Source organism: Vagococcus elongatus (assembly GCF_003987645.1).
Taxonomy (GTDB): Bacteria; Bacillota; Bacilli; order Lactobacillales; family Vagococcaceae; genus Vagococcus_A; species Vagococcus_A elongatus.
In genome coordinates, this window is sequence record NZ_NGKA01000003.1 from 60,503 (window position 1) to 76,206 (window position 15,704).

Consider the following 15,704-nt stretch of genomic DNA (forward strand, 5'->3'; position numbering starts at 1 on the left):
TTGTGTATGTGGAACTTTCTAACTTGTCAATTAAAAAATATTAGCCATCATAAAATATAAAAAAGGAGCATCACACATGGAGTATCGGATAGAACGGGACTCGCTTGGAGAAGTAAAAGTTGATGCCTCAAAATTTTGGGGAGCCCAAACGGAGCGCAGTAAATTTTATTTTAATATTGGCGAAGACAACATGCCTTTAGACGTTATTTACGGTCTTGTGCAAATCAAAAAAGCTGCGGCAATTGTTAACCACCAGATGGGAAGACTACCAAGAGAGGCCAAGGAAACAATCGTGTCTGTTTGTGATGACATACTAAAGGGAACATGGGATGACCAGTTTCCGCTGAAAGTATATCAGACTGGCAGCGGCACTCAGAGTAATATGAATACCAACGAAGTCATTGCTCATTTGGCAAATCAAAAGGGCAAGGATATCCATCCTAATGACCATGTAAACATGTCTCAAAGTTCCAATGATACTTTTCCGACGGCGATGCACATTGCCGCTTATACAGCGATCAAGCATGAATTAATACCTGAATTGGAAAAATGGTTAGCATTGCTGAAGGAGATGGAGGAGAAATATCAAAAAGTTATCAAAATCGGCCGCACTCATTTACAAGATGCAACACCTTTGACTTTTGGACAGGAAGTCAGCGGCTGGCGTACAATGATTGAAAAATCTTTAACCTTCATCAATGAAAGTAGTCAAAGTCTCCGTTACTTAACGATTGGGGGAACTGCAGTCGGTACGGGTCTAAATGCTCCTGAAAACTTTGATTTGGCAATGGTTGCCCAACTCAGTGAGCTGACAGAATTAGATTTTATTGTTGAAAAAAATAAGTATTATGGATTGACCAGCCATTCGGCTCTGTCCTACACTCATGGGGCATTGAGAGCACTCGCAGGTGATGTGATGAAGATTGCCAATGACATTCGCTGGCTTGCAGGCGGACCAAGAGCGGGATTGGGAGAAATCAGCCTGCCTGAAAATGAACCGGGCAGTTCCATTATGCCGGGAAAAATCAATCCGACACAGGCAGAGGCTTTGACAATGGTGGCTGTCCAAGTGATGGGAAATGATACAACGATACAAATAGCCAGCAGTCAAGGAAATTTTGAGTTGAACGTCTTTAAACCGGTAATCATCCATAATTTTTTACAGTCGGTCACGTTATTATCAGCAGCTATGTTATCTTTTAGAAAGCATTGTCTGGCAGGGATAAAAGTCAATCGTGACATGATGGCTGAAGGGGTAGAGAAATCCTTGATGTTGGTGACGGCGTTGAGTCCGCATATCGGTTATGACAACAGTGCGAAAGTAGCGAAATTTGCCTATCAAAATCATTTGACATTGAAAGAAGCAGTCCAGCAGCTAGGGTATGCTACAGCTGAAGAGTATGATCAGTGGGTCGTTCCTGAAAAAATGGTGTAAGCAATAGAAAATGATGCCTTTGGATTTTCTGTATTATAGAAGCTACGGAGTATTCTTTCTCAAATAATGCTTCGGTCAGTTTTAGAAGGAGTGATAATAAATGGGAGATAGGGAAAGGCAAAGAAAATTTGATGAAAGTTCAAATATCAGAAAAAGTGAGTTCGACAGGCATAATACGAACATGACAAGACAAACTAATCCTATCGGGAAGGGGCAAAATTTTTTACCCACCAATCCCAAAGCGAAAAAGACAAGGTCAGGAGAATTGCTGTTCCAATTGCTTAGCGGTATTTTAGGCGTAGCTTGCTTTTTATTGATTAGTTTTTTAGGAAAAAAATTGTTGCCATACGACCGTTACTCCAGTTTATTTTTTCTTTTTATTACCCTGATTATATCTTCAACTGTTGCCTATGTGTGTTTTAAATTTTTTAAAAAACGATTTAAGTTGTAAATTTTATAGTATCAGCCAAATGAAGTCATCTATGTACACTCCTATGATTCTTTCAATAGAATGATAGCAAGTACCGCATGGATGACTTTTTTTATTTGTTTTTTAACAAGATAATCACCAATCATTTAAAATTTTTAAGAGCACAAATGGACGTTTAAAAAAAGGGATGTTTGTTTGTTAAAAGATTCTCCCCCAAGAAATAAGAATCATCTGCTGAAACGATAGTAACAATTTTTTCTTCTTGGTTATCTCCTGAAATCCTTGTGATAAGCAGGCGATAATTCAAAATTTCTTGACAAGTGTTATATGCTGTTATACACTGTTTGTGAAGGAGGAAAGTGATGAAAATAATTATTAATAATTCACTGATGATTCCTATCTATGAACAAGTCGTTGAACAAATAAAAAAACAAATTATCGAAGGTCGTCTTAGTGATGGGGAAGCTCTTCCTTCGGTCAGAAGTTTAGCCAAAGAGTTGCGTATCAGTGCATTGACGGTTAAAAAAGCTTATGATTTTTTAGAACAAGAAGGTTTTATATCGACGGTTCACGGTAAAGGCAGCTATGTTAATGACTTAAATCCTACGATACTTGTCGAGGAACAAAAGAAAGAAATCGAAGATGAATTGGAAACTTTAATCAAACGGGCCAGGTTGGTGGGACTATCCGATGAAGAATTAGAAGTATTGTTTAAGATGCTATTGGAGGGATGAAAATGATAAGGATGACGAAAGCGCAAAAAAAATACGGGGATTTCCAACTGAATTGTAGTCTTGATGTCCCGGCAGGCAGTATTACTGGACTAATCGGCGGTAACGGGTCTGGAAAAAGTACGACTTTCAAACTACTTTTAGGTTTGATTTCTGCTGAGGGTGGAGAAATTAAGATTTTAGGGAAAAATCCCAACAAATTAAGTGCCAATGATAGAGAAAAAATTGGAGTGGTTATGACAGATACTGGTTTCAGCGATTATCTTAACGTTAAAGAAATCCGCCAAATTCTTAAATCATTGTACTCTACTTTTGATGAAGAATTGTTTAATTCCCTATGTATCAGGTTCGATCTCCCGGAAGAAAAGAAAATTTTGGATTTTTCAACTGGGATGAAAGCTAAGTTGAAAACGATTGTCGCGGTCACTCATGATGCTAATTTGTTGATACTTGATGAGGTAACGGCAGGGCTAGATGTTATCGTGAGAAATGAAATTTTAGATTTGCTGAGAGAATACATGGAAAAAAATGAGGAGCGCAATATTTTAATCAGTTCTCATATCTCATCAGACTTAGAAAACTTGTGTGATGATATTTATATGATTAAAAATGGTGAAATTGTTTTCTACGAAGAAGTCGATGAATTACTTGGGCAATACGCTGTGTTGAAATTAAGTGAAGAGCAATATGCCCAAATAGAAAAAGAATATATTCTTTTCTATAAAAAAGAACCCTATGGCTATTTATGCTTGACTAATCAAAAGCAGTACTATTTGGACAACTATCCAGACGTTGTCATTGAAAAATCAACGATCGATGAACTTATGATTGTTATTAATCGGGGGGAAGAATCATGACAGGTTTATTGAAAAAAGATTTGTTTGTTTTAAAATCACAAAGAGTTTCCGTCACCATCGGCCTTTTTATGGTGCTTGCTCTGGTAATGGGAAATGAAGAGCCTATCTTGGGAGTATTTGCTATAGCCTTTTTAAGTGCCACATTGGGAGTCTCGACCATTGCCTATGATGAGTTCAATAACAGCAATGCCTTTTTATTTACCCTTCCTATAACTCGTTCATTATATACTGTGGAGAAGTATGTCTTCAGTTTTATATTTACCACTGTTATCTCTCTTTTCTCCAGTGTCCTTTTGTTTCTGCTTTATCGGCAAAGGGTTTTAGCTTATGGTTTATCTTTATGGCTGTTGCTGATTGTTGGTTCTATATTTGTTTCACTGATTATTCCAGCGCTGCTGATTCCAATCAACTTGAAGTTTGGCAGTGAAAAAGGACGAATGGTTATGATCATATTATTTGTTTTTATTGGCGTCTTGTCACCCAATATCTCAAAAATAATTCCAAAAAAAAGCTTAGTTACTTTTATAAATTTTATCAGCGGTCTGAGTCCGATACAACTTTTGCTGTTAGTAATAGTGATTATTTTAGGTTTTTCCACAATATCTGCTTTGATCAGTAAACAAATCATGGCTAAAAAGGAATTTTAAGATAGAAACTATGGGAAGTAAAAAAATCAGTTGAAAAACTGCTTGGAATTTATAAAAAATCTTGCCATACTTTGAGGTTGTTCTGACTAACGTGGTGACGATAGATGTATATTAAAATATCGTAAATTGACAAAAAATGGTTCTTATATCATAATTAAATAGTCGAATAGGGAATGAATGTCTCCCGCAGTTTTTACTGAAACCGCACTTTTGCTAATGACTTCTATCACTTTTTTAGTGGATAGGAGTCATTATTTTTATGGTTTAATGTAAAAAAGCGTGAGCGATAATTATTGTGAAAAGAAAAATTGCTTAATGAAACACGAACAAGAAGGGTTTTACAGATTTCCCCCTTAATAGGCTGTTTTGAGAAATTTGTTAGAAACAATAAACTTGCTAAAAAGGAATGTGATCATGTTATGAGTATCAAGTTTACTAAGTTATACAAACTGATTTACTTCATTTTGCTCAGTATAGTCATTGGAGTTGTGGTGGGAGGGATTGATGCACTTTTTGGAAGAGTTCTTATTTCTCTATCTGATTTTAGGGTGCAGCATTTTATGTTTCTTATTCCATTTTTATCTGTGGCAGGCATGATTTTTCTTTATTTTTTTTCTAGATTTGGCGAGAAGAGTCAAAAAGGGATGGATTTAGTTTTTCTGGCAGGCCATGGGGAAGAAAATGAAATACCGGTAAGATTGATTCCTTTTGTAATGATTGGCACATGGTTGGCACATTTATTTGGTGCTAGTGTAGGCAGAGAAGGTGTCGCGGTCCAATTAGGTGCAACGATTGCTAATTGGTTTGGGAGGAAATTAAAGCTTGAAAATCATTCCAGTTATTTGATTGTTGTAGGAATGGCCGCCGGTTTTGCAGGTCTTTTTGGTACGCCGCTTGCTGCTGCTTTTTTTGCTTTGGAAGTGTTAGTGGTAGGAAGATTGAAACACGAAGCTTTGTTGCCTGCATTAATCGCAGCATACACTGCCAGTATCACTTCACAATCGTTAGGGCTAGAGAAGTTCAATGTTCCGCTTGCTGCTTCACTTCAGCTTGATTTTTTCTTGTTTGGAAAATTGGTCATGCTAGGGATTGTTTTTGGACTGACAGGAGCAGCGTTTGCTAGGCTTCTTGGAAAATCCAAATCATTTCTAAAAGAAAAAATCCCCCATTCAATCATCCGAATTGGGGTTGGCGGAGTAGTATTGACCCTATCGTTGATGTTACTTTATCAAGGCAGATATTCCGGCTTAGGAACCAATCTAATCGAAGCCAGTTTTTCCAATGAAAAAATATATGCCTATGATTGGCTGTTAAAAATGCTGTTGACCATTCTGACAGTTAGTGTGGGCTTTTTAGGCGGAGAGGTAACACCTCTATTTAGTGTCGGCGCCACATTAGGTGTTTTATTAGCACATCTTACGGGACTTCCGATAGAATTTGTTGCGGCACTAGGTTATGCCAGTGTCTTTGGAGGTGCGACAAGAACCTTGTTGGCTCCGATTTTTATTGGTGGAGAAGTTTTTGGTTTTCAGTATTTACCCTATTTCATCATAGTTTGTTCCGTTGCTTATTCTTTTAGTAAAAATCATTCAATCTATGGACTGCAAAAAGTAGTAGAGTAGACTGTTTTTTGTTTTACTATGCCTTCTACCTTTTTTCGTATAGAGCGATAAGCTTCTCGATTAGAAGATGACTTTTTTAAGTTCAACTCAATTAAAAGAATCCAGTCAGGGACATCATTTTTTGAAAGAAGATGGTTAATCGTTGGCAACATAGTCATATCTTCACACTAAAATTGATAATAGATACCATCATTAAAATATTTTCATATCTCAATTATTTATAAGTCCGTCTATCGTCTGAATAAGCACACCCAGTCTTTTATCTACCGGAATATAAAAAAGCATTGTCGGAATAAATCTGACAATGCTTAATTGCTGATGAAAATTTATTTTGAGACACGCAGGCTTATAGTAAGAAAACCTTGTCTTTGCATGCTTCGATAGTTTCATCATCCCAAAGAGAGACTTGTACTTCGCCAATATGAGCTTTGCCTAAAAGCAGCATGCACATACGACTTTGACCAATACCTCCTCCAATAGTCAGAGGCAATTCATTGTTTGCAACTTGTTGGTGAAAATCAAACATCATGCGGTCTTCTGCATCGGCTTTTTTCAGCTGCTCCAGCAAGGATTTATCATCGACCCTGATCCCCATACTGGACAGTTCCATGGCGCATTGGAGAGTGTCGTGCCAGAAAAGCAAATCTCCATTTAGAGACCAGTCGTCATAGTCGGGTGCCCGGTGGTCATGTGGCTGGCCGCTTTCAAGCACGTCACCTATTTGGAGGATGAACGTGGTGGGGTGTTCTTTTACATAGGCATGTTCCCGTTCCTTTGGAGTAAAATCAGGATAAAGATTTTCCAGCTCCTGACTAGTGATAAAGGATATCTCAGTGTCGATAGAAATATTGACATTGGGATATTTTGTTCTCAATCGGCTGGCAGTTTCAGCGATGGCATTCACCAAACTTTGCACCACTTTTTTCAAATAGTCCATCGTTCGTTGTTCCTCTGAGATGACACGCTCCCAGTCCCACTGATCCACATAAATTGAATGCAGATTATCTGGAATCTCATCTCTTCGAATCGCATTCATATCAGCGTAGAGGCCATTTCCCGGATGAAAGTCGTATTGTTTTAGTGCCACACGCTTCCATTTTGCTAGAGAATGTACTACCTCACCGTCATCATTCAGTGACGGTACATCAAATCGAACAGGCCTTTCGACACCGCTCAAATTATCATTTAATCCTGACTGCCCGTTGACAAAAAGCGGAGCAGAGACTCTTTTAAGTTTTAGGCTGCCTGTCATAGCTTCCTCAAAACAACGTTTAATAAAGCCGATAGCGGTTTGTGTGTCATAAACATTTAAAATAGATTGATAGTTAGTTGGAATTATCGTCTTGCTGATACGTCATGCACCTCGTTCTAATCATTTTCTAATTTAGTGTACCACAAAATTGAGAAATAACTAGCCTATTTTTTATTTTTGTACCAGATATTTGATGCAAAACAGTACTTTTAGGAATAGCTTTTATGCTATAAAGAGAAAGAAGCTGGTGAAGTATTTTTAAACAACTGTATTTCAGATATGACTGGGAAAAAAGCAGATAATTATTTATAATATTTTTATTACTTCAAGTTGTTGTAGAAAGGGAGTTTGATTTTTGACTTTTACAAAAAGAGATAACCAACGTTTTTTTAATCCGCTGGGCAGAGCAGTTATGAATTACGGAATGATTGCCCCAAACGAAAAAATCGCTGTGGGAATGTCAGGGGGAAAAGACAGTACAACCCTGTTTTATTTGCTGGATACGATTAGAAAACAGAAGAGATGGGGCTTTGATTTTGAACTGTATCCCATCACTCTTGATATGGGCATGGGGATGGATATCCAACCGCTAGTCGATTTTTGTCATTCCCTTGGTTACGTTATAGATGTGGTGCCGACGGATATCGCGCCAGTAGTATTTGATATTCGTCAAGAAAGCAATCCTTGCTCTTTGTGTGCTAATTTGCGCAGAGGCTATTTGTATGAGAGGGCGAGGACAGCGGGGTGTCAAAAAGTCGCCTTGGGTCACCATTTAGATGATGCCATCGAAACATATTTTATGAATTTTTTGATTCATGGAAAATTAGCGAGTTTTGAGCCTATGACATACCTTGACAGGACAGATGTGACAGTCATTCGTCCTCTTATCTATATCGAAGAAAAAGAAATCATGTCTTTGGTTAAGCGAGATAGTTTGCCAGTGATTTTTAATCCTTGTCCAGTAGATAAACAGACAAAAAGAGAAGAAATGAAACAGCTGGTGACCCGACTTGGCAAGGACTACAAAGATATTCGCCAAAAGTTTGTTAAGGGGATGGAAACAGGCGCAGATCAAAATTTTTGGACGAGTAAATTGGAAGAATGAACGATGTAAGCTGATTATTTACTTGAAAAATATAGATTATTATATGTTTGCAACCGAAACTGTTATATTGTAAGATGAGTCTAATCAATTATTTTGAATCATAAAGCCATTTTTTTTGAGGGAACTGGTTTTTGTCTATTAATGGAGGACTATTATGATGCGTTTTTTTTCGAAAAGCAATGGTTTTTTATCATTTATAAAAAATAATGTTAGTTTGACGATTTTTACATTCATATTGACATTTGCCCTATATAGTATTAAATTAGTCAATCGTTCATTTGGCATGGATACTAATACTTATATAACTGATTATCATGATTATTTGAACCACTGGTACTCGATTTCCAGATTTGGTGAAGTATTTTTAAAAAAATTACTATGGGGTCCTTATACTAATATATATTTGCTGAATTTTTTAGCTATCATTTTATTCGCCCTGTCTTCTTTACTGATTTGTTATCTATTTACGGAAATAGTTGATAATGAACATATAAAGTATTATATGTTCATTATCCCAAGTTTATTTTTAACCAGCACTTTTTTTGTAGCACAATTTTATTTTGTTTTACAAAATTTTGAATATACATTAGCAATGGCTTTTGTGATTTTGTCAGTTATTTTAATTCAGCAGCAGACAGCTGACAAAATTTTTACAATAATGAAGTATGCAGGTGCTGTGTTACTGTTGACTTTTTCAATTGCAGTCTACCAGACATTTATTTTATTTTTTGTCATATTAGTAGCGGCTCTTTTTTTACTGGAAATTAGAGAAAGCTTTGAAAAAAATCAGCCTTATTGTTTTCGCAAGCTTTTTTATCGGTGTCTTCCATATGTTTTAATTTTGTTAATCAGTGTTGCTAGTTATTTTGTGTTTGATAAGTTGCTATTGAACTACTTGGCTTTGGAAAGTAAACAACATGCCGAAAATATGATGATTTGGAAATCTGCGGGTTTTAAAGAAGGTATTGTTTCATTACGGATGGTGTTGCAGGATATTATTTTTAAACCCAATGATCTTAGAAGATATCTGGTTTATAATTTTGGGTTTTTAGCGACTATACTCCTACTGATTCCGCTGATGGGCAAATTTTTATTAGCGAAGAATAAATATTTTCTAACCACATTAGTTTGTCTAGTAACTCTTTTTGTTGGCGGACTTGGAGTTGCTATTGCCATGGGCGCTTTACCTACGCCGCGAAGTATGGCGCCTCAATTTCCGTTTCTATTAGCATTCTTATTCTTTTATATCAGTTTATGTTACAAAAACAAATACTTGAAAATTTTTATTATTGGTCTGGTTCTCTTTTTTGGAGTTACACAGTTTAAAACTTCAAGCAATTCGCTTTTTTCTGAACAAATGACCTATGAAGAAGATGAGCGTAAAATGATTCAGATTGATCAGAGTATTAAAAATTTACAATTGGAAAATGCTGATTCTTATAAATTAATTATCATAGGCACATCTCCATCCACGAATAAATTCAATTTGAATATTTTTTCTGATTTAGTAGGACTTTCCATGTTCCAATTTGGTGAATCAGAACAGGTGGGTTCTTATTATATAACTCTAAATATTATCTCTATCATGGACTCTCTAGGTATGTCCTATAATAACCCTACTTTACAAGAGTATATGGATGTTTGGAAAAATAAAACTACATTAGAGAATTCAAAAGTTGATTTTGGAATTGAAGTCATTGATGATTTCATAATAGTTAAAATTGCTTAGATTAATTTTGACATGTATAGTCTTACTAATAAACGAATTTCCTAGGAAAATTTGTAGAATAGTTATTACTTATTTAATAAAGCCGAAGAAGATACCTTAAACAGTATATTCTTTTGGCTTTATGTGCTTTTGAAGTCAGTTTTTTTCAATTTACAAAGTCGCTCCTAATTTTATTTCATCTTTTTTCACAATTATATTCAATTGATTTCTGAAAAGACACAATTGAATTCATATTTTAAACTGTCGCTTTATCTATTTTTTCAATAACGCTTGTTCCCAAAATATAAAATTAAAGTTTACCTGGAAATGATTGCTTTGCTGTTGAAAAATACTATATACTTAAGGGTAGCGGTTACTTTTTAAATAGTTTAAATGACTGCCTTCCAAGGAGGTGAAAGAATGATTGTCAAAAAGAAATATCAGTCAGGAATCTGTTGATTTTATCATGAGTTATTCTTAGAAGGTTCTAAGGTCAGAGTAACAAGTCGTTCTTTCGCTAAATATGTTAGTAATGTTAACAAAAATAAGTTTCGTCATGAGAAGTTTTATAAGAAGACATTAAATAATCGCAGAAAATCTTAGATGTCCTATGATGACGTGCACTATAATCGGGTAAAAAATCCTAGAGATGCTAGTGACAGTCTGAGGAATTGTTTCATGATATGTTTGATGTCTAAAAGATAACCACTGGAGAAGATGGGGAGATAAAATGAAAAAAATAATAAAGTTTTTAAGTGTTTCAATAATTACCGCTGTGTTATTTACAGGATGTGGCAAAGGTGAAGAAAAAACACCTGCAGAATCTTCAGAAAAAATAGAGGAAACTAAGAAAGATTTTTCCGGACAAACAATGAATGTGGTCACAACTTCTGAAGCCTATATAGAATTATTTGATAAATTTTCGGAAGAAACGGGCGCCAAAGTTGAATTTTTATCGATGTCAAGCGGAGAAGTCATTTCCCGCATGAAAGCTGAAAAAGATAAACCAATGGCAGACTTATGGTTTGGCGGCGGTCTGGATGCTTTTATACAGGCTAAAGACGATGGTTTGCTTGAAAAATATACCTCTCCGGCACTGGATGACGTTCCTGAGACGTATAAAGATGAGGATGGTTACTGGTTGTCCAAGGGAATCACTGTCGCTGGTTTGTTAGTGAATAATGGTGTCATCGAGGAAAAAGGATTGGACGTACCGAAAACATGGGCCGACTTGACTGACCCTCAGTATAAAGATGAAGTTATCATGAGTGATCCAGCAGTTTCAGGCACCATGTATGCCGTTGTGAAAGGTCTTTTAGATAAAAATGGAGATGAAGGCTGGGATTACTGGGAAAAAGTCAATGACAACATTTCCTTTTATGGCAAGCGAGGAAAAGACCCTCAGGAAAAGACAGCCGCAGGGGAATTTGCCGTAGGGATTATTCCAGTTGATAAAAGTGCCTTTGATGCGGCAGAAGAAGAGGACTTGACCGTTATTTATCCTGAAGATGGTGTGCCTTGGGTGCCGGAAGGTGTGGCAATTTTTAAAAACAGTGAGGGCACAGAAATAGCAAAAGCTTTTGTAGACTTTATGCTAGAAGATGAAAATTTAGCTTTGCTGGCAAAATTAGATGGCAAGGATTCTGATCAAGTGGTGAAGCCAGGAATCAAGGGACTGGATTTAGGTTTGGCTAAAGAGGATTTGATTGAGGAAGATTTGACCACCTTTGGCTCCAGCCGTACTGAAATTTTAAAAACATGGGCTGAGATGGTAGGAGACAAATAATTTCTCCAATGAAAAGGTCATTGTGTATCGCAATGACCTTTTCATTTCGTTAAGGAAACATGCTTGATTGACAGGTTTAAGTACAGGAGAAGATTTTAATGAATCAAAAAAAATGGCACCCGTATCATCTACTAGATAAATTATTGCAGACTACAGTTATCCTTTTGGTTTTGCTGTTTATTTTGTATCCCTTTATCATGGTGTTTAAAGAGGCGATGACAGACGCTGGCAATCGGTTTGATTTGTCCGAGTTTGTTTTGTATTTCAGCTCGAATATTTCTTTGTTAAAAAACTCTTTGCTGGTTGCTTCTGTGACGATGCTTTTAACCACATTATTTTCAGTCATCGTGGCGGTTTATCATTTTATATCGGGACCGCTCATGAAAAAGATAATTACTGCCACCTTGGCATTGACAATGATTTCACCTCCTTTTGTCACTTCTTTAGCCTACATCAATTTGTTTGGCAAGAGAGGGTTTATTTCTCATGATTTGCTTCAGCTCACTTATAATCCTTACGGGGCACATGGGATTATTTTGATGCAGACGATTGGTTTTGTGTCATTGAATGCCCTTCTTCTGGTAGGTGTGATGAAGAAAATAGATGTATCTGTCATAGAAAGCGCACAATCCCTCGGAGCAAAAACCAATGCAGTGATTAAAGATATGCTGATTCCTTTGATGAAGCAGGGAATTTTAGTTGTAGCGCTGTTGAGTTTTATTCGAAGTTTGGCAGATTTTACCACCCCCAGTATTATTGGCGGGTCCTTCAGAGTGCTGGCTACCGAGGGTTATTTAAGTATTATTGCACAGGGAAATATCAAACAGGCGGCAATGATCAATATTATTATTTTTCTGCCATCTATCGCAGCATTTATGGTGTATATCCGCAACCACAAAATATTTACAAGTCGGACACAGGGGATGAGTTTTTCTCAGCTGCAATTAAAACGGCAGGGATGGCTTTACAAGGTGTGCCGACTACTGACATTTTTTATCTTAGGCTGTTTATTTTTGCAGTATGGGTCAATATTTTTAACGGCGGTTACTACCAAATATAGAGGGAATCTCAGTTTTTCTTTGCAAAATATTTTGGATAGTCGGCCATATATTTCAAGTACGTTTACCCGCAGCATTATTTATGCGTTGATTGCCGGGGTACTGGGCAGTATGTTAAGTTTTATCATTCTTTATTATAGTCAGGTAAAAAATCTGAAGTGGATGAAATGGATCGACTTTATCGCTACGATGCCTTATATTTTGCCGGGAACCTTTTTCGGTTTAGGCTATATTTTTGCTTTTTCTAATGAGCCGTTAAAACTTACCGGTACGTCAATGATAGTTATCTTGAATGTGCTGTTTAGACAGCTGTCATTTTCTACCAAAACCGCTAGTGCTGCACTGAGCCAAATTAATCCAGAAATATTTGATAGTGTGCAGGATTTGGGTGGAAGTCGTATCCATGAGCTGAAAGATGTGGTCTTTCCCCTTTCAAAAGAAGGGTTGTATGTGTCTTTTGTGAATGGCTTTACTTCTACAATGACCACTATCGGTTCGATTATTTTTCTAGTTTATCCAAGTCAAAAGGTTATTACGCTGGTGCTATTTGATGTAGTCCAAAGCGGCAAGTACCGGATTGCCTCCGCCATTGCCTGCTACATCATACTCATTTGTTTGGCAGTGAATGGACTGGGGTATTTGATGATCAATAAAAAGAGGGGGAGGGAAAGAGATGTTTCTGACAGTCGAGCAGCTTAGAAAAGATTTTGGCAGTAAAACTGTTCTTCATGACATCAACTTTACGATGGCAGAGGGAGAATTACTGTCGATTCTCGGCCCTAGCGGCTGCGGGAAAAGTACACTTTTACGATGTATTGGCGGTTTTGAGTCTCTTTCCAACGGTTCGATTAAATTAGATGGAGAAGAATTATCTTCTGTGCCCGCTGAAGATCGACCTGTTGCCACCGTGTTTCAGACGTATGGCCTATTTCCCCACATGACAGTATTGAACAATATTATTTACGGATTAAAATTCAAGCAAGTCTCAAAAAAAGAGGCAATAGAACGGGGCAGAGACATCCTTAAATTGCTTGAACTTGAGGGATATCAACATAAACGCATTCAAGAATTAAGCGGGGGAGAGCAGCAGCGAGTTGCTTTGGGAAGAAGCTTGATTGTAAAACCTCAACTATTATTATTGGACGAACCTTTGTCCAACTTGGATGAACGTCTGCGTGTTTCCATGAGAGAGGAAATCAAAAAAATCCAGCAGAAATTTAACATAGCGACTATTTTTGTGACTCACGATCAGGAAGAGGCCTTTGCTATCGCAGATCGAATCATTTTGATGGAGAGTGGGAGAATATCTCAAATGGGAACGGCAGAAGAGATTTATAATCACCCGGCATCCTCGTTCTCTTTGGCGTTTATTGGGCAATCCAACGTGTTGGAAACATCAGGCTGTTACGTCAGACCGGAGAAAATCAAGATAACGAATCAGACACCTGTCAATGGCAGTATTGTGAGAAAACAATTTAAAGGCGATACCATCGAATATAGGGTGGCTTACGAAGAAAATCAGTTTTTAGATATTTTAGTATTGAACAACGGAGAAAATGAATTTGAACTTTATGAAGAAGTTTATATCGAATTTGAACCTCAAAAAATAAGGAGAAGATAAATGAAACTTTTACACATACAAGCCCAACTGCCTTCCCGGACTGGCAGTGGTGTGTACTTTAGCAATGTGATCAAAGGTTTGGCAGCTGAACATGAGCAAGCCTGTGTTTTTGGATGCTACGAAAATTACGAAGCTGATTTGCCATCAGACGTAAAAAAATATCCACTAGTTTTTCCGAATCAAAGTTGTTGTTTTCATTTGCCGGGGATGAGTGACGTGATGCCTTATCCAACGACGATTTATGGTGAAATGACAGATGAAATGATTCAAAATTGGCAGAAGACTTTTGAACAAGTGATTACTCAGGCCTACGAAGAGTTTCAGCCGGATATTATTGTCTGTCATCATCTGTGGTTTTTGACGAGTTTGGTGTGTCGCATGTTTCCTGAAAAAAACATTTGGGCATTTTGTCATGGGACGGACATTCGTCAGGCTGAGCAGCACCCTCATCTTCTCCAAGGGTACGTCAAAGATTTAGATCAGCTGACGGGCGTTTTCGCGTTGAGTCAGCTTCAATTAGAAGAAATCGAACGTATTTATAAAATAGAAAAACAAAAAATAACAGTTGCTGGAGGAGGATTTGATGAAACTATTTTTTATCCTCCCGTTGAAAAAAAAGCAAAAGACAAGATTCAGTTAGTTTATGCTGGTAAAATTTCCAAAGCAAAAGGGATTTTCCAATTAGTTGAAGTCTTCGATGAGATTTGCAGCGTGAAAAATAATATCAGTCTTTCTATCATAGGCGTTGCTAACGAGGAAGCTCAAACATTTATGACGCCTTATTTACTAAAAAATCCCCAGCTGCATCTTTATAATGTAGCAAATCAAGTGCTTTTGGCAGAAGAATTGCGCAAAGGCGATATTTTCATCTTACCTTCTTATTTTGAAGGGCTGGGTCTTGTAGCCATCGAAAGCTTGGCTTGCGGAATGCGGACAGTAACAACAGAAATTCCTGCACTGAAAGCACAACTGGGGGAGACAATCAATCAAAGCGGTCTTATCGAATACGTAAAATTGCCACGACTTTTTAATCAAGACGAACCCTATTCGGAAGACTTGCCGGAATTTCGTTCAAATTTAAAACAAGGAATAATCAAACAAATCGAACGGGTAGAAAAGCAGGAAACCGCTGCCGAAAATCTTCAGCAGGAAATCATGAAAAGTTCTTGGAGAGAATTAATCAAGGGCATTGAAAACCGTCTTATATCTTCATACAAGTTGAAGGGACGATCATAGTTGACCTTCATTTGTCAGGAGTGTATCAATAGAGGAAAGAACTAAAAGGGTAACTTCGCTCAACCTGCTGACAGTCAAAACTGTAAGAAACACTTGTACTTGCATCACAGTGTTCCTTACAGTTTTTTTATATAATCAAGATTTTCAGGGAACTTTTCACTATTTGCGTTATAATTAATTCTATAGTCGAAGTCAAAAGGTGATGCTTGGCGTACA

13 protein-coding genes and 1 riboswitch are annotated in these 15,704 nt (G+C 37.1%); of the genes, 12 read left to right on the top strand and 1 reads right to left on the bottom strand.

What is annotated here, in order from left to right; translation table 11 throughout:
- Positions 1-76: 76 nt before the first annotated feature.
- From fumC to CBF29_RS03115, 6 genes are all read left to right on the top strand, one after another.
- Positions 77-1,435, top strand: coding sequence for a class II fumarate hydratase (fumC, locus tag CBF29_RS03090; protein WP_126807207.1), 1,359 nt, complete (start codon positions 77-79; stop codon positions 1,433-1,435).
- A 100-nt stretch (positions 1,436-1,535) separates the two neighbouring features.
- Positions 1,536-1,886 carry a hypothetical protein gene (locus CBF29_RS03095; RefSeq protein WP_126807209.1) on the top strand — a complete coding sequence of 117 codons (351 nt, stop codon included), beginning with the start codon at positions 1,536-1,538 and terminating at the stop codon, positions 1,884-1,886.
- Positions 1,887-2,227: 341 nt separating this feature from the next.
- The gene (locus CBF29_RS03100; protein ID WP_126807211.1) at positions 2,228-2,599 is read left to right on the top strand and encodes a GntR family transcriptional regulator; all 372 of its coding nucleotides are present in this window, start codon (positions 2,228-2,230) and stop codon (positions 2,597-2,599) included.
- Between the two features lie 2 nt (positions 2,600-2,601).
- On the top strand, positions 2,602-3,453 hold the full coding sequence (locus CBF29_RS03105; RefSeq protein ID WP_126807213.1) for an ABC transporter ATP-binding protein: 852 nt from the start codon (positions 2,602-2,604) through the stop codon (positions 3,451-3,453).
- The gene (locus tag CBF29_RS03110) at positions 3,450-4,100 is read left to right on the top strand and encodes an ABC-2 transporter permease (protein ID WP_126807216.1); all 651 of its coding nucleotides are present in this window, start codon (positions 3,450-3,452) and stop codon (positions 4,098-4,100) included. Before CBF29_RS03105 ends, CBF29_RS03110 begins: the two co-directional genes overlap by 4 nt.
- Positions 4,101-4,260: 160 nt before the next feature.
- Positions 4,261-4,333, top strand: a riboswitch (Fluoride riboswitch).
- Between the two features lie 186 nt (positions 4,334-4,519).
- On the top strand, positions 4,520-5,722 hold the full coding sequence (locus tag CBF29_RS03115) for a chloride channel protein (RefSeq protein ID WP_126807218.1): 1,203 nt from the start codon (positions 4,520-4,522) through the stop codon (positions 5,720-5,722).
- Between the two features lie 346 nt (positions 5,723-6,068).
- Here the strand turns inward: CBF29_RS03115 and asnA are convergent, their stop codons facing one another.
- Entirely contained in the window at positions 6,069-7,073 is a 1,005-nt protein-coding gene (gene asnA, locus CBF29_RS03120; protein WP_126807220.1) for an aspartate--ammonia ligase, read from the bottom strand.
- 256 nt (positions 7,074-7,329) lie between these two features.
- On the opposite strand from asnA, the gene CBF29_RS03125 reads away from it, so the two are divergent.
- The 6 genes from CBF29_RS03125 (at position 7,330) to CBF29_RS03150 (ending at position 15,488) form a co-directional block, all read left to right on the top strand.
- Complete coding sequence (locus CBF29_RS03125) at positions 7,330-8,079, top strand: tRNA 2-thiocytidine biosynthesis TtcA family protein (protein WP_211334241.1); 750 nt, start codon at positions 7,330-7,332, stop codon at positions 8,077-8,079.
- 154 nt (positions 8,080-8,233) lie between these two features.
- The gene (locus CBF29_RS03130) at positions 8,234-9,808 is read left to right on the top strand and encodes a glucosyltransferase domain-containing protein (RefSeq protein ID WP_126807222.1); all 1,575 of its coding nucleotides are present in this window, start codon (positions 8,234-8,236) and stop codon (positions 9,806-9,808) included.
- Positions 9,809-10,517: 709 nt separating this feature from the next.
- Entirely contained in the window at positions 10,518-11,573 is a 1,056-nt protein-coding gene (locus CBF29_RS03135) for an ABC transporter substrate-binding protein (protein ID WP_126807224.1), read from the top strand.
- A 98-nt stretch (positions 11,574-11,671) separates the two neighbouring features.
- Positions 11,672-13,330 (top strand): ABC transporter permease, encoded by a 1,659-nt coding sequence (locus tag CBF29_RS03140; RefSeq protein WP_126807226.1) that lies wholly within the window; start codon positions 11,672-11,674, stop codon positions 13,328-13,330.
- Complete coding sequence (locus CBF29_RS03145) at positions 13,305-14,252, top strand: ABC transporter ATP-binding protein (RefSeq protein ID WP_126807228.1); 948 nt, start codon at positions 13,305-13,307, stop codon at positions 14,250-14,252. The genes CBF29_RS03140 and CBF29_RS03145 overlap by 26 nt, the downstream gene beginning before the upstream one ends.
- Positions 14,253-15,488 (top strand): glycosyltransferase family 4 protein, encoded by a 1,236-nt coding sequence (locus CBF29_RS03150; protein ID WP_126807230.1) that lies wholly within the window; start codon positions 14,253-14,255, stop codon positions 15,486-15,488.
- The last annotated feature ends 216 nt before the right edge of the window (positions 15,489-15,704 follow it).

Excerpts from the sequence above, each read along its gene's own strand:
- CBF29_RS03105 (WP_126807213.1), top strand. The coding sequence starts at position 2,602 with ATGATAAGGATGACGAAAGCGCAAAAAAAATACGGGGATTTCCAACTG.
- CBF29_RS03110 (WP_126807216.1), top strand. The coding sequence starts at position 3,450 with ATGACAGGTTTATTGAAAAAAGATTTGTTTGTTTTAAAATCACAAAGA.
- CBF29_RS03150 (WP_126807230.1), top strand. The coding sequence starts at position 14,253 with ATGAAACTTTTACACATACAAGCCCAACTGCCTTCCCGGACTGGCAGT.
- CBF29_RS03135 (WP_126807224.1), top strand. The coding sequence starts at position 10,518 with ATGAAAAAAATAATAAAGTTTTTAAGTGTTTCAATAATTACCGCTGTG.
- CBF29_RS03130 (WP_126807222.1), top strand. The coding sequence starts at position 8,234 with ATGATGCGTTTTTTTTCGAAAAGCAATGGTTTTTTATCATTTATAAAA.
- CBF29_RS03100 (WP_126807211.1), top strand. The coding sequence starts at position 2,228 with ATGAAAATAATTATTAATAATTCACTGATGATTCCTATCTATGAACAA.
- CBF29_RS03140 (WP_126807226.1), top strand. The coding sequence starts at position 11,672 with ATGAATCAAAAAAAATGGCACCCGTATCATCTACTAGATAAATTATTG.
- CBF29_RS03115 (WP_126807218.1), top strand. The coding sequence starts at position 4,520 with ATGAGTATCAAGTTTACTAAGTTATACAAACTGATTTACTTCATTTTG.
- CBF29_RS03095 (WP_126807209.1), top strand. The coding sequence starts at position 1,536 with ATGGGAGATAGGGAAAGGCAAAGAAAATTTGATGAAAGTTCAAATATC.
- CBF29_RS03145 (WP_126807228.1), top strand. The coding sequence starts at position 13,305 with ATGTTTCTGACAGTCGAGCAGCTTAGAAAAGATTTTGGCAGTAAAACT.
- fumC (WP_126807207.1), top strand. The coding sequence starts at position 77 with ATGGAGTATCGGATAGAACGGGACTCGCTTGGAGAAGTAAAAGTTGAT.